Origin of the sequence: Actinoalloteichus fjordicus (assembly GCF_001941625.1) — a bacterium.
Classification (GTDB): domain Bacteria; phylum Actinomycetota; class Actinomycetes; order Mycobacteriales; family Pseudonocardiaceae; genus Actinoalloteichus_A; species Actinoalloteichus_A fjordicus.
On the sequence record NZ_CP016076.1, the window covers coordinates 2,458,693 to 2,473,670 of the forward strand.

Consider the following 14,978-nt stretch of genomic DNA (forward strand, 5'->3'; position numbering starts at 1 on the left):
CCCGACGAGCGGGCCGACGTCTTTGCGCTGTTCTGAAAGGGTTTCGCGTCGGGCTGCCTGCCGCCCATCACCGGTCGACCAGGGCTCCAGTTCGGTTCGAGGCCCCGTTGAGGGTCGATTGTCACGCTCGTCGGGTCCGCTCGACCGCGCGACCGCAGGAGGCCGACCGTGCATCGCACTCTGATCGTCGCCAAGCTCAAGACCGACGATCCCGCTCATATCGCAGAGGTGTTCGCCGAGTCGGACGCGACCGACCTCCCCAGGATGGTCGGGGTGTCCAGACGCACCCTCTTCAACTTCCACGACCTCTACTTCCATCTGGTCGAGGCGGATCAGGACATCCAGCCAGACCTTTACCGGGCGCGGTCGCACCCTCTCTACACCGACATCAACACCCGGCTCACCGAGTTCGTGTCGCCCTACGACCCGAACTGGAAGGAGCCGAGGGACGCGATGGCTTCGCCGTTCTACGTCTGGACATCTGAGCAGGGGAGGATCGCGTGACCGCGACACGACCAGTCAAGATCAACTCTTCCGACGCCGCACCGAACCGCAAGCGCGGTGGGGATCTGCGCGTCACGCTCAGCCCGAAGACCGTCGGCTGCACCTCCGGCTTCGGCGGCATCCTCTGGCTCGAGCCCGGTGAGTTCGTCACCGAGCACTATCACCCGCACTCCGAGGAGTTCCTGCACGTCGTCGAGGGCAGCCTGGAGATGAGCCTGGACGACGTCCCGGTCTCGCTCGGCCCCGGCGACTCCCTGCTGGTGCCGATCGGCGTGCGTCACCGGCTGGTCAACGTCGGCGAGGTCCGGGCACATGCGGTCTTCCATCTCTCGCCGTTGGCCCCCCGGCCGGAGCTCGGTCATGTCGACACCGAGAAGCCCACCGCCCCCGACGCGCCGAACCCGGATGTCGGAGGGCCCAGGTGAATCGCAAGGTCGTCGTCACCGGCATCGGGGTCGTCGCGCCAGGCGGGGTCGGCCGAGAGGCCTTCTGGGACCTGCTCACCGCCGGGCGCACCGCCACCCGGACGATCAGCATGTTCGACCCGTCGAAGTTCCGCTCGCAGATCGCCGCCGAGGCCGACTTCGACGCGACCGCGGCGGGCCTGACCGCCCGTGAGATCCGCCGGATGGACCGGGCCGCACAGTTCGCGGTGGTCAGCGCCAGGGAGGCGTTGGCCGACAGCGGAGTCGATCTGACGGCGGACCCCGGCCGCGTCGGAGTGAGCGTCGGTAGCGCGGTCGGCTGCACGATGGGCCTGGAGGAGGAGTACGCGGTCCTCTCCGACAACGGGCGGAACTGGCTGGTCGACCACAGCTACGGGGTGCCGCACCTCTACGGCTACATGGTGCCGAGCACCTTGGCGGTCGAGGTGGCCAGGGACGTGGCGGCCGAGGGGCCGGTCAGTCTGATCTCCACCGGCTGCACGTCCGGGCTCGACGCGGTCGGTCATGGAGCGGCGCTCATCAGGGAGGGCAGCGCCGACATCGTGATCGCCGGTGCCACCGACGCGCCGCTCTCCCCGATCACGGCAGCCTGCTTCGACGCCATCAAGGCCACCTCGCCCCGCAACGACGATGCGGAGCACGCCTCCCGGCCCTTCGACGCCACGCGCAACGGATTCGTCCTCGGCGAAGGCAGCGCGATCATGGTGCTGGAGGACGCCGAGTCCGCTCGGCGACGGGGCGCGCACGTCTATGCCGAGCTGGTCGGCTTCGCCGGGCGGAGCAACGCCTTCCACATGACGGGCCTCAAGCCCGACGGCAGGGAGATGGCCGAGGCGATCCGCGTCGCGCTCGACCAGGCCAGGATCAACCCCTCCGACGTCGACTACATCAACGCGCACGGCTCCGGGACCAAGCAGAACGACCGCCACGAGACGGCCGCCTTCAAACGCAGCCTCGGCGAGCGTGCCTATGAGGTGCCCGTCAGCTCCATCAAGTCGATGGTCGGCCACTCGCTCGGGGCCATCGGCTCGATCGAGGTCGCCGCCTGCGCACTGGCTCTCGATCGGCAGGTCGTGCCGCCGACGGCCAACCTGGAGAACTCCGACCCGGAGTGCGACCTGGACTACGTGCCGAAGATCGCTCGGGACCACGACATGGACGTCGTGCTCAGCGTCGGCAGCGGTTTCGGCGGCTTCCAGAGCGCCATGCTCCTGGCCCGGCCGGGAGCGGTGGCTCCGCTGTAAGAGCCTGTTTTTGATCCCCCTGGCCCCGCGCAACAGGAAAGTGGGAATCAAAAACAGGCTCTAAGAGCGGAGCCGGATCAGCGTCAGGAAACCCGCACGAGGAAGGCCCAGCGATGACCGCATCCGTTCGCGCGACCGGAACCGTTGTCACCGGCATCGGCGTGGTCGCCCCCACGGGCCTCGGTGTCGAGGCGCACTGGCAGGCGGTGTTGGCAGGCAAGTCCGGCATCAGCCGGATCAGCCGTTTCGATCCGTCGCCCTACCCGGTCAAGCTGGCGGGTCAGGTGCCGGGGTTCGTGGCCAAGGAGCACGTGCCCGGCAGGTTGATCCCGCAGACCGACCACTGGACTCACCTGGGACTGGCCGCGGCCCAGGCCGCGCTCGACGACGCCGGGGTGGTGCCCGCCGAGCTGCCGGAGTACGAGATGGCGGTCGTCACGGCGGGTTCGTCGGGCGGCACCGAGTTCGGCCAGCACGAGATGGAACGGCTCTACCAGAACGGCCCGTCCTGGGTCGGCGCGTATCAGTCGATCGCCTGGTTCTACGCGGCGACCACGGGACAGGTCTCCATCCGACACGGGATGCGCGGCTCCTGCGGCGTGGTGTGCAACGAGCAGGCGGGCGGCATCGACGCCGTCGGACAGGCCCGCAGGCTGCTGCGCACCGACGCGAGGCTGGTGGTCAGCGGCGGCACCGACGCCTCGCTGTGCCCGTACGGTCTCGTCGCGCAGCTCGCGACCGGTCGACTGTCCGACAGCGAGGACCCGGACCGGGCCTACCTGCCCTTCGACGTCGATGCCGCCGGCTACCTGCCCGGTGAGGGCGGCGCCATCATGATCATGGAGAGCGCCGAGGGGGCCAGGCAGCGCGGCGCCGGTGTCGGGTACGGCTCGGTGCTCGGTTATGCGGCGGGCTTCGACCCGCCGCCGGACTCCGCGCGTCCGCCGGTGCTGCGCCGCACCATCGAGCGTGCCGTTGCGGACGCGGGGCTGACTCCTGCCGACATCGACGTGGTCTTCGCCGACGCCGCCGGTGATCGCGAGGCCGACCTGGCCGAGGCCGCCGCCATCACCTCGGTGTTCGGCGCCAAGGCGGTCCCGGTCACCGCGCCTAAGACCCTGACCGGCCGGCTCTACGGCGGCGGCGGGTCCCTGGACGTGGCCACCGCCCTGCTCGCCCTGCGAGAAGGGGTCATCCCGTTCACAGCGGGGCCCACCCGCCTCGCACCCGGCATCGAGATCGACCTGGTCCTGGGACAGCCCAGGAGCGCACCGCTGCGGACCGCGCTGGTCCTGGCCAGGGGATACGGGGGATTCAACGCCGCTCTCGTGCTCGGGCGCGGTGTGGACGACTGACGCGGGGGCTCGACCTCGACCCGCTTTCGAGCAGCAGACACGGGAAGGAGACACCCGGATGAGCAGGTTCACCCTGGAGGAACTGCGGGAGATCATGCGCACCAGCGCAGGCGTCGACGAGGGCGTCGACCTGGACTCCGACATCGGAGACCTCGAGTTCGACGAGCTGGGCTACGACTCGCTGGCCGTCCTGGAGTTCGCCAGCATCGTGCAGCGCCGCTACGGCGTGCCGATCCCGGACGACATCGTTACCGAGTCTGGAACGCCTTCGAAGGCGGTCCACTTCATCAACACGCAGATCGAGAAGGCAGGGGTCTGAAGCCGTGGCGGGTCACACCGAGAACGAGATCATCATCGACGCACCGATGGACCTGGTCTGGGACATGACCAACGACATCGAGTCGTGGACGGAGCTGTTCAGCGAGTACAGCCAGGCCGAGATCATCGAGCTGCGCGAGGGCACCATCATCTTCCGCCTCGCGCTGCACCCGGACGAGAACGGGAAGGTGTGGAGCTGGGTCTCCGCCCGCACCCCCGACGAGGCCACCAGGACGGTGCGTTCCCAGCGCATCGAGACGGGCCCCTTCAAGTACATGTGGATCTACTGGGAGTACCTGCAGACCGACGAGGGCGTGCGCATGCGCTGGGTGCAGGACTTCGAGATGCGCCCGCAGGCGCCCGCGACGGACGCGGCGATGACGGAGCGACTCAATCGCAACACGCCGATCCAGATGGCTCTGATCAAGCAGAAGGTCGAGGCCGTCGCGGCCGAGGCCACCGTCTCCAGATGAGCGGGTCGACCACAGGTGGAGGTGTGGGGTGTTACAGGTGCTCCTGCCGTTGGCACTGTTAGCCAACGGCCTGTCGGCGGGTGTGTTGGTAGGTACACAACTCGGCGGCTGGCCGTTGCTGGCGTCGCTGCCGCCCGGGCGCTACGTCCACGCACACGCCTTCTTCTCCACTCGCTACGACCCGTTCATGCCTGCGTGTCTGCTCCTCACGGTGCTCCTCGACGGGGTGCTGCTCGTCGTGGCGCCCACTCCGGCGCTGCGGCTGTTATGCGCCTTGGCGGCATTGCTGGCCCTGGGCACCGTGCTTATCTCGCTGATCAAGAACGTCCCCGTCAACAAGTGGATCCAGCGGCTCGACCCGGACGATCTGCCCGCCGACTTCGATCGGGTCGATCCCCGGCGGAGCTGGGGCGGCTGGAACCAGACGCGGAGCACCCTGGCGGTACTCGCACTGCTGGTCAACTGCCTCGTCGCCGGGCTGCTCCTCTGATCACGTCGATCTTCGCGTACATCACGAGAGGAAGATGATGGACCTCAATCTCAAGGGCAAGAAGGCACTGGTGACCGGCGGCACCCGTGGCGTCGGGCGGGGGGTGGTGCTGGCGCTGGCGAGGGCGGGTGTCGACGTGGTCACCTGCCACCGGCAGGAGAGCGAGGCGGTCGCCTCCCTGGAACGCGAGCTGAAGGAGATCGGCGGCAATCACCGCGTCGTGCTGGCCGACCTGGCCGAGCCGACCCAGATCGCCGAGCTGCTGGACGAGGCGGGCAAGCACCTCGGGCATCTCGACCTGGTGGTGAACAACGCAGGCGCGATCAGCCACGTCCCCTACGGCGATCTCGACCTCGCCGAGTGGCGACGAGTCATCGACACCAACCTCACCGCGTCGCACCTGGTGATCCAGCACTCCCTGCCGCTGCTGAGCGAGGGAGCCTCGGTGATCAGCATCGGCTCGAAGTCCTCCGAGGTCGGCATTCCGCTGCGCGCGCACTACACCGCGACCAAGGCGGCGCTGCGCGGACTGAGCCGGTCCCTGGCCAAGGAGTTCGGCAAGAAGGGCTATCGATTCAACGTCCTGGCCCTCGGCGTCATCGAGACCGAGGCCATGCAGGCGATGCCTGCCGAGCAGCGCGAACTGATGGTTCAGCGCTACAGCGACAAGACCGCCCTCGGCAGGCTCGGCAAGCCGGAGGAGGTCGCGGGTGCGGTCCTCTGGCTGGCCAGCGACCTGTCCCGTTACGTCACCGGCGCCACTATCCACGTCGACGGAGGAATCTCCTGATGTCTGAATCCACTGCTTTTCGCGTGATGCTTCGCATGCAGATCAAGCCGGGAATGGAGCAGGACTTCGAGCGGGTCTGGCTCGAAGTCGGCGACTCCGTCACCTCGCATCCGGCCAACCTCGGCCAGTGGCTGTCGCGCAGTGACGAGGAGGGCGTCTACTACATCGTCAGCGACTGGGTGAGCGAGCCGCTCTTCCGCGAGTTCGAGACCAGCGACCGCCACCTCCAGCACCGGCAGCAGCTCCATCCCTACCGGTCCGGCGGCTCCATGACGACCATGCACGTCGTCGCCCATCTTCGGGGCGATGGCGCCGATGTGACACATCGGGAGTGGGAGGCCGCTCGATGACGGGGGAGGTGCGGGTCCTCGTCTATCACGCGGCCGAGGACCCCTCCGCCATCGAGCAGGCCTACCACCAGGCCAGCCATCAACTTCAGGGCGTTCCCGGGCTGCGCGGCAACGAGCTGCTGCGATCGGTGCACGACCAGAGCGGGTTCGTGGTGGCCAGTTCCTGGGAGAGTCTCGAGGCTTTCCAGGCCTGGGAACAGGGCGCAACGCACCGGGACAGCACGGCGCCGCTGCGGCCCTTCCGCGACACGCGGCTGCCGGTTCCCTTCGCGATCTATCAGGTGGCGGCGGCGTACTAGTCCGCCGCTCTCCACCGCTCAGCTCTTGGGACGGGGGCACGATGACCAGCACCTGGAAGCAGACGACCCGTGCGGCCTCGGCGGACGGGACGGAGTCCGACTGGTTCCACTGCCGCGGCTGTCACACGTTGATCTACCGGAGGCGCTTCGACCGACTGGGCCAGGTCTGCCCGGAGTGCGGGCGACACGGCCCGCTGACCGCCCGGCAACGGATCGACCAGCTCTTCGACGTCGGGACGGTGAAACCCGTCGACCTCCAGGCCACGGTCGACGACCCCCTGACCTTCACCGATCTGGTGCCCTACCCGCAGCGACTGGCCAAAGCGCGGCGGGACACCGGCCTCGACGACGCGGTGACGGTGGTGCACGCCAGTCTGCGTGGGCACCAGGTCGTCGCGGCGATCATGGACTTCCGGTTCCTCGGCGGAAGTCTGGGCACGGCGGCGGGTGAGGCGATCACCTGTGCCGCCGAGACCGCCCTCGAACAGGGCTGCCCTCTCCTGCTGGTCACCGCCTCCGGCGGCGCCCGCATGCAGGAGGGGGCGCTGTCGCTGATGCAGATGGCCAAGACGAGCAACGCCATCGCGGCACTGGGTGAGGCGGGGCTGCTGACCATCAGCCTGATCACCGACCCCACCTATGGAGGCGTGGCCGCCTCCTTCGCCACCCTCTCGGACCTGATCATCGCCGAGCCGGGCGCGCGAATGGGCTTCGCCGGGCCGCGCGTGATCGAGCAGACGATCCGGCAGCGTCTCCCGGAGGGCTTCCAGACCGCCGAGTTCCTGCGGGCGCACGGCCTCGTCGACGACGTGCGTCCGCGTTCCGAGCTGCCGCACGTCCTGGACGTGCTGCTCTCGGGGGACTCCCCGGTCGCGGCCGACTGGGGAGCCGAGCGCGTCGATCCGGTCACCACCGACGTCGACCGACTGCCCGGCCGGGAGATCGGCGAACTCGTCGCCACCGCACGACACCTGCGGCGGCCGACGACGCTCGATCACATGGCGTACTGGATGGACGGGTTCATCGAACTCCACGGCGACCGTCGGGGCGCGGACTGCCCGGCCGTCGTCGGCGGAGTCGGGCTGTTGGAGGGCCTGCCGGTCGTGGTCATCGGACACCAGAAGGGCCACACCACGGCCGAGATGGTGCGCCGAGGCTTCGGGATGCCCTCGCCTGCCGGGTACCGCAAGGTGATCCGGTTGATGCAGCTCGCCGCCAGGATGGGCGTCCCGGTGGTGACCCTGGTGGACACGCCGGGCGCCGACCCCGGTCTGGCGGCCGAGGAGAACAACCAGGCGGGGGCCATCGCGGAGTGTCTGCGCGTGATCGGCGGCCTGCCCGTCCCCGTGGTCAGCGTGATCACGGGAGAAGGCGGCAGCGGTGGCGCAATCGCTCTGGCCGCCGGAGATCGCGTGCTGCTCTGCGAGAACGCGATCTACTCGGTGATCAGTCCGGAGGGCTGTGCCGCGATCCTCTGGAAGACCCCCGAGGCCGCTCCGACGGCCGCGTCCGCCCTGTGGCTGGACGCCGCGTCGCTGCTGCGGCTCGGGGTCGTCGACGGGGTGATTCCCGAGCCGCCCGGCGGCGCGCACTTCGATCCGGCCTCGGCGGCGGAGACGGTGCGGGACGCGGTGATCTGTGCGGTACGTGAGCTGCGCGGACGTGACGGTGCCGATCTCGTCGCCGAGCGGCGACGGAGGTTCCGGCGCTTCGGAGTCGCCTCGGCGGCCAACGACGTGAAGGAGATCCGGAAATGACCGGCGTAGACGTGCACCCGCCGAGGAACGGGCAGTCGCTCGACGAGAGCTCGATGGACGTCGCGGTGGCCGCGCTGGGGGCCCAGGACGCTCTCCAGCTCCTCTGCCGCAGCGTCTCCGACGTGGTGCGGACGACACCGCAGCATCCGATGCGGGTCAACGTCCGCTTCGGCTGCGCCAGCATCGAGGTCGAGTGGCCGGGTGCGGGCCAGACTCCCGCCGAGGGTGCACCCGCTTCGGCAGCCGTGGCCGCCGCCGTGCCGCCGCAGGCCGCCGAGTCGGACGGCGTCGAGCGACAGGCCGTCTGTGCCCCGTTGGTGGGCACCTTCTACCGAGCCGAGGAGCCGGGCGCCCGACCATTCGTCGAGATCGGCGACGTCGTCGAGCCCGGCCAGCAGATCGGGATCATGGAGGCGATGAAGCTGATGAACCCGATCCTCACCGAGCATCGCGGTCGGGTCGTCGAGGTGGTCGTCGGCGACGGTCAGCCGGTCGAGTACGGCCAGGCCCTGGTGCTCCTCGAGCACGTGGAGGAGGAGTGAGCAGCATGCCGGACCCGGTCCGGGAGATCGCGACGCAGGTCAGGCCGTTCGACACCGTCCTGATCGCCAATCGGGGCGAGATCGCGCTGCGGGTGGTGCGGACCTGTCGCGAGATGGGCATCCGCTCGGTGGTGGTGCACTCCACGGTGGACCGCGACTCTGCGGCGGTGCTGGCCGCCGACCACTCGGTCCAGATCGGTCCGGCCGCGCCGAAACGCAGCTACCTGTTCGCCCCGGCGATCATCGAGGCGGCGTTGCAGAGCGGCGCGCAGGCGGTGCATCCCGGGTACGGCTTCCTCTCCGAGGACCCCGACTTCGCGGAGATCTGCGCGCGCAACGGACTGGTGTTCATCGGCCCTCGGCCCGAGGTCGTCTCCCGACTCGGGGACAAGTCGTTGGCCCGAGCACTGATGGCCGAGGCAGGCCTGCCGGTGCTGCCGGGCACGATCGAGCCGGTGCGCAGCGCGGGCGAGGTGGTCGAGGAGGCGAATCGGATCGGCCTGCCGCTGATCATCAAGGCGACGGCGGGCGGCGGCGGCCGGGGCATGGCGGTGGTGCGGGACTGGGCGGAGCTGCTGCCGACCTACCGAGCGACCAGGGCGGCGGCGCGCGCGGTGTTCGGCGACGAGCGGGTCTACCTCGAACGCTTCTGGGAGAAGGCCCGGCACGTCGAGGTGCAGATCCTCGCCGACGAGCACGGCAACGTGGTGCACCTGGGGGAGCGGGACTGCTCGGTGCAGCGCAGGCACCAGAAGCTCATCGAGGAGAGCCCGGCGCCGGGGCTGAGCCGGGATCTGGCGCGCAGGCTCGCCGAGCATGCCGTGCAGGGGGCCCGCGCCGCGGGGTACACGGGCGCCGGGACCTTCGAGTTCCTGGTCGACGGCGACGAGGCGGCCTTCATCGAGGTCAACTGTCGAATCCAGGTCGAGCACCCCGTGACCGAGGCAGTGACCGGCATCGACCTCATCCGGGAACAGCTGCGGGTGGCTGCGGGGATGCCGCTGTCCTTCACCCAGGACGAGGTGGAGCTGCGAGGTGTCGCGGTCGAATGTCGAGTCAACGCCGAGGACCCGGACCGGGACTTCGCGCCCTGCCCGGGAGAGTTGAGCGAGTTCGTCCCGCCCGGCGGGCAGTTCGTCCGAGTCGACACCGGCGCCTATCCGGGCTGGCGCGTCCCCCCGGACTACGACTCGCTGCTGGCGAAGGTGATCGCCTGGGCGCCGGATCGGCCGCAGGCACTGGCCAGGATGGACCGGGCGCTGCAGGAGTTCCGCATCCGGGGTCGCGGGGTGCACACGACCAAGGAGCTGCTCCGTGAGGTCTTGGTCCATCCGAGCTTCCAGCTCGCCGAGCACACGACGTCGTTCCTGGATGAGGAGCAGTCGAAGGCGGCGGTGGAGCCGGCGGAGACACAGGTGCACGACCGAGCGAGCTGAGCACCCTCGCTGCTCGCCCAGGTCGTGCGGCAGGGGCGCAGGCATGCCGTGTCCGGGGACTGTCTCGTCACCGGGCACGGCGTGCGGTGTGCAGGTCTCGCCACTCCTGGACCCCGTCGAGCGACTGACTGCTGATGTCCTGGAGGAGGCTGCGCACCCACGTCAGCTCAGTCTCCTTGAGTGCGAGCTGGTATTCGTCCTCCACCAGGAAGAGCCGAGGCAGCGGCGGCCGGTCCTTGCCGCCCTCGCTGCTGATGCGCAGCTCCTCGCGGTCGCGTTCGACCTCCTTCTCCAGTCGATGCGCCCGCAGCGCGAGCTGGGCGGCCACGTCGTCGGGCGAGAGCGCCGTCATGAAGGTGAGCCCCGCCGCGAGCAGCGTGTACTCCTTCATGGGAGTGCTGAGCAGCTCGCGGAGTCGCTGTGCGAGCTCCTCGCGACCGTCGTCGGTGATCTCGTAGATCGTCCGTTCTGGACGGTTGCCCTGCCTTCCGGTGCTCTGCACGTCGATCAACTCGGACTTGCGCAGCGTCTCGACCGCGTTGTACAGCGAACCGAAGTTGATCTTCACTGCGGAGTCGTGATGCTGATCCCGCATGGTCGTGGCCATCTCGTAGGGATGCATCGGACGCTGAGCGAGGCAGGCCAACACTGCCAGCGTCAACGGGCTGGACGCCCGTCGCTTCGCCATGGGGGACCTCCTGGTTTATTCGTCTAGGAATATACAGCCATCGCACCGGTTGTGCACACCCTAAGACATCCCTCGGCGATTCGGCGAATCTCCCGCCGTGTCGTGCGGTGACGCAACTCTGCCGCCAAGATGACGTCATTCATGACACTATTCGCTGTTGACTTGACCCGAGTGCTTTAATTAAAGTATTTCGTATGGCGAGCGAGACGAGTTCTGCGCGTAAGCGGGCTATGATCATCGGTTGCGGTGTGGCGGGCCCGGTATTGGCGATGTTCCTCCAACGAGCTGGCATCGAGGCCGTCGTCTACGAAGGGCGACCCGAGGCGCGTGACGAGGTCGGCGCTTTCCTGGGAATAGCACCCAACGGTCGAGACGTGCTCGAGACACTGGGGATTCGAGAGGAGGTCGAAGCCGTCGGCATCCCGAGTCCGAGGATCGCCTTCCTCAATCACAAGGCCAAGGTCCTCGGCCGGAATCCGCAGCCGGTGGTCACCTTGAAGCGAGGTCGACTCACCAAGGCGGTGCGGGAGGCGGCTGAGGATCGAGGCATCCGGGTCGAGTGGAACAAGCGTCTGGTGGACCTGACCGAGACCGACCGGGACTCCGTCATCGCCCGGTTCGCCGACGGGACCTCCGCGGAGGCGGACTTCCTCGTGGGCTGTGACGGCATCAACTCCGAAGTGCGGCGGCGGATCCTGCCCGACGCGCCCCTGCCCGCCTTCACCGGGACCGTCGGGACCGGCGCCTACACCCGTGTCCCCGGCCTCGCCTCGACCGAGGGCACCATGTACATGACCTTCTGCCTCAACGGCTTCTTCGGCTACCAGGTGACGGACGCCGGGGAGGTCTGCTGGTTTGAGAACTTCCACCAGAAGACCGAACCCGGTGCCGCCGAACTGGCCGGGATCTCCGACGAGTCCTGGCAGCGGCGACTGCTGGAGCTGCACCGGAACGATCACGACCCGATTCCCGCGATCATCGCGGCGAAGCAGGAGACGATGGTGCGGTACACGGTCTCGGAGATGCCGGTGCTGTCCACCTGGCATCGGGGTCGGGTCTGCCTGCTCGGGGACGCGGCCCATGCGATGGGTCCGCACTCGGGGCAGGGCGGCTCGATGGCGCTGGAGGACTGCATCGTGCTGGCCAAGTGCCTGCGGGACATCCCGGATCTGTCGCAGGCCTTCGCCACCTATCAGTCCATCCGCAAGGCGCGGGTGGAGAACGTCGTCAAGGAGACGCGACGCAACGGCGACCGGAAGGCCCCGCCCGGACTACTGGGCCGGATCACGCGGGACCTGGTGCTGCCCTTCTTTCTCAAGAACGGCGTCGACTTGTTCACCGAGATCTATCAGCACCACATCGAGTGGGACGAGAAGGTGCTCGTCAACGGCTGACACGGCACGGGCTGGAACCGGCGGACCCCGCAGCAGGCCTGCGGGGTCCGCGGGCGCGCGGGGAGGGCGGGCACGTGCGGACGCCTGAGTGCACGAGGATCGGGGCGCAGCGGGCCTGGCCGCTGGAGGGTCTGGGCTCTGGGTGCTGCGGCGCCGGGGTACCTCGGCGAGGAAGCGCCTCGGCCTTGGCGCGCATCGGCGAGTCGGGGTGCGTGCGGATCTGACCGGGCGCACTCCCGGAAACGGTCCCGACTCGACCTCGCGCCGGGGCGCCTGTCTGCCGAGATGACGTCGCGGCCGTGGCGTCTGCGGGCGCCGAACAGGCTGTGCCGTTCTGCCGTCCGGTCTCCTGCGGTTCGGCGTCGAAGCCGAAGCAGGCCGATGATCTGAGCGCCTCGGCCCGTCCGAACTCCTCGGCCTGGGCCGAGGCATTGCGGCCGTCCCGCCGGGCCCTCCCACCGCACGCGAGACGCCGCCCGGCCTGGCGGCCCGGCGGCGTTCGTCTGCGGTGTGGCGGGGCGTCGAGCCGGGCCGCCGATCATCCGGGGCGGCGGCCAGGCGGACGGCGCCTATTCGTTGTGCGTCGAGATGTGCACGTAGTTGCCTGCGGGGTCGGAGACGAAGCCGCCGCGCTCGCCCCACCAGAAGTCCTGCGGCCTGCTCACGGGGCGGCCGCCTGCCCGGATCGACGCCCGCCAGGTCTTGTCCACGTCCTCGACGAGGACCGTGAGGTCGTTGCTCCGTCGACGGCCCGGCAACGGCCCGAAGTCGAGGCCGGTGGCATCACTGATCTCGTCGGCACTGGCCAGCGCAAGGAAGAAGGTGTCATTCTGCAGAGTCGCGAAGACCGGCGGGCCCTCGCCGTCCTCCGGCATTCGGTACAACTCCTCGAAACCGAGAGACTCGTAAAAGGTGATCATCGGAACCAGGTCGTGGCCGTACAAGGTCGGCTGTCCGTAACGCGCCACCTGCTGGGTCGGCTGTGGCGAATTCGCCGCCGCGCTCGCAGTGGCGTTCGAGTCTTGCGGGGCCGCCGTCGACGTCAGGCCGAGGGTCACTGCGGCGGCCATCGCTAATCCGGAAATCCATTGCGAGGTGACTACAGCTCTCATTCCGTCACTCCTTGCTTGCTGATTCCGGTCGCATGGCACGGAATCACTTCGGTGCCGCATTCATGAGGCTTGGTCACGATATCTGGAGAGGCCTCGTATTCCACTCGAATGCATCTTGCGTGCATCGAGCGGCACCGAAATTGCTGCGGAGAGTGAGTGAATGAACTCGTAGGGCGATGGGCGACGGACGGCCCGGCCACGGGATCGGGCGATGGGGCCGGCCGGCCGGCGCTGCTCGGTCGCTTCGAATCAGTTCCAGGCGGGCGGCGGAGTGGTCAGGCCGATGATGTTGCCGTCCGGGTCGGTGATGTCGGCCTGACGTCCCCACGGCAGGTCCTGCGGGCCGTCCACCGGGACTCCGGCCGCCGACAGTCGTGCGCAGTCCGCGTCGATGTCCGAGGTCAGCAGCATTAGTCCGCGCACGCTGCCGGGGACCAGACTCGGATACCAGGTGACCAGCACGATGCTGGTGGTCGATCCCTTCGGTGCGACCTGGAGCCATCGTCGCCCGCCCAGATCTCGATCGAGGATCAACTCGAATCCGAGCTTGTCGACGTAGAACTCCAGTGCCTTGTCCTGATCGGACACCGGAACCGAGAACAGCTGAACGCCAGTAATACTCATAATACGAATATTACGTCTCTGACTCGGGGCAGTCAACGGATCTCTGGCAGGCGGCCCGGCCCGCAGGGCAGGCCGGAACCGGATCGGATGAGGCGAACGCCACGGCCGCCGCGCAGGCAAGGCCTCGGGTCGATTCTGCGACCGTGCGCTCCACGGCTGCTGTTGCTCGCGTATGCCGTCCGGGGCACCGGCGGACGTCGTCGCGAGCGCCCTGTTCCATCGGCGGGACTCGTGGTGCGCGTGGTGCCACGGCGCGGCATGGTCAACCGGTAGCCTCACTCGAACTGATGTTCGTGGGCGGGAGGCGGCGGGGTGCGGGTGCTCGGTGTTGACCCGGGGCTGACCCGGTGCGGTCTGGGCGTGGTGGACGGCGGGTCCGGCCGAGCGATCTCCTGTGTGTCGGTCGGCGTCGTGCGCTCCCCACCGGAGGCCGAGCTGCCCGTGCGGCTGGGGCTGATCGCCGACGGAGTCGAGCAGTGGCTCGACGAGTACCGGCCGGACGTGGTCGCCGTCGAGCGCGTCTTCAGCCAGCACAACGTGCGGTCCGCGATGGGGACCGCACAGGCGGGCGGGGTCGTCGCGCTGCTGGCCGGGCGACGGGGCCTCCCGGTGCGATTCCACACGCCCAGCGAGGTCAAGGCCGCCGTCACGGGGTCCGGCCGGGCCGACAAGGCCCAGGTGACCGCCATGGTGACCCGCCTGCTCCGGCTGGACGAGCCGCCGAAGCCCGCCGACGCCGCCGACGCCCTCGCGCTGGCCGTCTGTCACCTCTGGCGGGCACCCGTGATGGATCGGATGGCCAGGGCCGAGGCGGAGTCCGAGCGGCTCGCCAAGGCCCACCGCGCCCGGCTGTCCGAAGCAGGCGTTCGGCCCGCCCGGCCCGCCTCGGTGCCCGCCGCCCGGCCCGCGACGCCGCCGAACGCCGCCGCCCGGTCGACGCGGGCTGCGGCCGAGCCGAGAGGCAGGCAGGCGGCGGGCGCGGCCGCCTCGCCCCGGGCCGCCAGGCAGGCGACCGACGCCCCGCCGCAGGCGGCTGCCTCGGCGGCCCGCCGGGCGCGGCAGTCTGATCCGAGGAAGCCTGCCGGTCGGACGCCGCCTGCCGATGCGCCGACGGCCCCGGCGCCGGGCGGGCAGCCGACGTCGGCGTCCGACGGGG

At 69.3% G+C, this 14,978-nt stretch carries 17 protein-coding genes and 1 pseudogene; 15 read left to right on the forward strand and 3 right to left on the reverse strand.

The window, feature by feature from the left end; all coding sequences use genetic code 11:
• Positions 1–168 precede the first annotated feature (168 nt).
• The 13 genes from UA74_RS11065 (at position 169) to UA74_RS11125 (ending at position 10,004) form a co-directional block, all read left to right on the forward strand.
• Positions 169–504: a TcmI family type II polyketide cyclase gene (locus UA74_RS11065; RefSeq protein WP_075740182.1), complete on the forward strand. Its 336-nt coding sequence runs from the start codon at positions 169–171 to the stop codon at positions 502–504.
• Positions 501–929, forward strand: coding sequence for a cupin domain-containing protein (locus UA74_RS11070; RefSeq protein WP_075740183.1), 429 nt, complete (start codon positions 501–503; stop codon positions 927–929). The genes UA74_RS11065 and UA74_RS11070 overlap by 4 nt, the downstream gene beginning before the upstream one ends.
• A complete protein-coding gene (locus UA74_RS11075; RefSeq protein WP_075740184.1) occupies positions 926–2,194 on the forward strand; it encodes a beta-ketoacyl-[acyl-carrier-protein] synthase family protein in 1,269 nt (422 codons plus the stop codon). Before UA74_RS11070 ends, UA74_RS11075 begins: the two co-directional genes overlap by 4 nt.
• Positions 2,195–2,307: 113 nt before the next feature.
• Entirely contained in the window at positions 2,308–3,549 is a 1,242-nt protein-coding gene (locus UA74_RS11080) for a ketosynthase chain-length factor (protein ID WP_075740185.1), read from the forward strand.
• 58 nt (positions 3,550–3,607) lie between these two features.
• Positions 3,608–3,868 (forward strand): acyl carrier protein, encoded by a 261-nt coding sequence (locus UA74_RS11085; protein WP_075740186.1) that lies wholly within the window; start codon positions 3,608–3,610, stop codon positions 3,866–3,868.
• Positions 3,869–3,872: 4 nt separating this feature from the next.
• A complete protein-coding gene (locus tag UA74_RS11090; RefSeq protein ID WP_075740187.1) occupies positions 3,873–4,340 on the forward strand; it encodes an SRPBCC family protein in 468 nt (155 codons plus the stop codon).
• A gap of 28 nt (positions 4,341–4,368) precedes the next feature.
• Positions 4,369–4,830: a DUF1772 domain-containing protein gene (locus UA74_RS11095; RefSeq protein WP_075740188.1), complete on the forward strand. Its 462-nt coding sequence runs from the start codon at positions 4,369–4,371 to the stop codon at positions 4,828–4,830.
• 37 nt (positions 4,831–4,867) lie between these two features.
• Positions 4,868–5,620 (forward strand): SDR family NAD(P)-dependent oxidoreductase, encoded by a 753-nt coding sequence (locus tag UA74_RS11100; protein ID WP_075743670.1) that lies wholly within the window; start codon positions 4,868–4,870, stop codon positions 5,618–5,620.
• Positions 5,620–5,970, forward strand: a complete 351-nt coding sequence (locus tag UA74_RS11105) for an antibiotic biosynthesis monooxygenase family protein (protein WP_075740189.1) — start codon at positions 5,620–5,622, stop codon at positions 5,968–5,970. Before UA74_RS11100 ends, UA74_RS11105 begins: the two co-directional genes overlap by 1 nt.
• On the forward strand, positions 5,967–6,269 hold the full coding sequence (locus UA74_RS11110) for an antibiotic biosynthesis monooxygenase family protein (protein ID WP_075740190.1): 303 nt from the start codon (positions 5,967–5,969) through the stop codon (positions 6,267–6,269). Before UA74_RS11105 ends, UA74_RS11110 begins: the two co-directional genes overlap by 4 nt.
• 41 nt (positions 6,270–6,310) lie before the next feature.
• Positions 6,311–8,026: an acetyl-CoA carboxylase, carboxyltransferase subunit beta gene (gene accD / locus UA74_RS11115; protein WP_075740191.1), complete on the forward strand. Its 1,716-nt coding sequence runs from the start codon at positions 6,311–6,313 to the stop codon at positions 8,024–8,026.
• Positions 8,023–8,568 (forward strand): acetyl-CoA carboxylase biotin carboxyl carrier protein, encoded by a 546-nt coding sequence (locus UA74_RS11120; protein WP_075740192.1) that lies wholly within the window; start codon positions 8,023–8,025, stop codon positions 8,566–8,568. Before accD ends, UA74_RS11120 begins: the two co-directional genes overlap by 4 nt.
• Before the next feature lie 5 nt (positions 8,569–8,573).
• The gene (locus UA74_RS11125; protein ID WP_075743671.1) at positions 8,574–10,004 is read left to right on the forward strand and encodes an acetyl-CoA carboxylase biotin carboxylase subunit; all 1,431 of its coding nucleotides are present in this window, start codon (positions 8,574–8,576) and stop codon (positions 10,002–10,004) included.
• 67 nt (positions 10,005–10,071) lie between these two features.
• Here UA74_RS11125 and UA74_RS11130 read toward each other — a convergent pair whose 3' ends face one another.
• Positions 10,072–10,692 carry a PadR family transcriptional regulator gene (locus UA74_RS11130; protein ID WP_075740193.1) on the reverse strand — a complete coding sequence of 207 codons (621 nt, stop codon included), beginning with the start codon at positions 10,690–10,692 and terminating at the stop codon, positions 10,072–10,074.
• A 230-nt stretch (positions 10,693–10,922) separates the two neighbouring features.
• Here UA74_RS11130 and UA74_RS11135 point away from each other — a divergent pair, with 230 nt between their 5' ends.
• Complete coding sequence (locus UA74_RS11135) at positions 10,923–12,086, forward strand: FAD-dependent oxidoreductase (RefSeq protein WP_257787516.1); 1,164 nt, start codon at positions 10,923–10,925, stop codon at positions 12,084–12,086.
• Positions 12,087–12,655: 569 nt separating this feature from the next.
• Here UA74_RS11135 and UA74_RS11140 read toward each other — a convergent pair.
• Positions 12,656–13,156 carry a VOC family protein gene (locus UA74_RS11140; RefSeq protein ID WP_083683115.1) on the reverse strand — a complete coding sequence of 167 codons (501 nt, stop codon included), beginning with the start codon at positions 13,154–13,156 and terminating at the stop codon, positions 12,656–12,658.
• Between the two features lie 291 nt (positions 13,157–13,447).
• Positions 13,448–13,822, reverse strand: a complete 375-nt coding sequence (locus UA74_RS11145; protein ID WP_075740196.1) for a VOC family protein — start codon at positions 13,820–13,822, stop codon at positions 13,448–13,450.
• Between the two features lie 312 nt (positions 13,823–14,134).
• On the opposite strand from UA74_RS11145, the pseudogene ruvC reads away from it, so the two are divergent.
• Positions 14,135–14,692: pseudogene (gene ruvC / locus UA74_RS33460) on the forward strand (crossover junction endodeoxyribonuclease RuvC); the annotation flags it as partial.
• Positions 14,693–14,978: the final 286 nt, after the last annotated feature.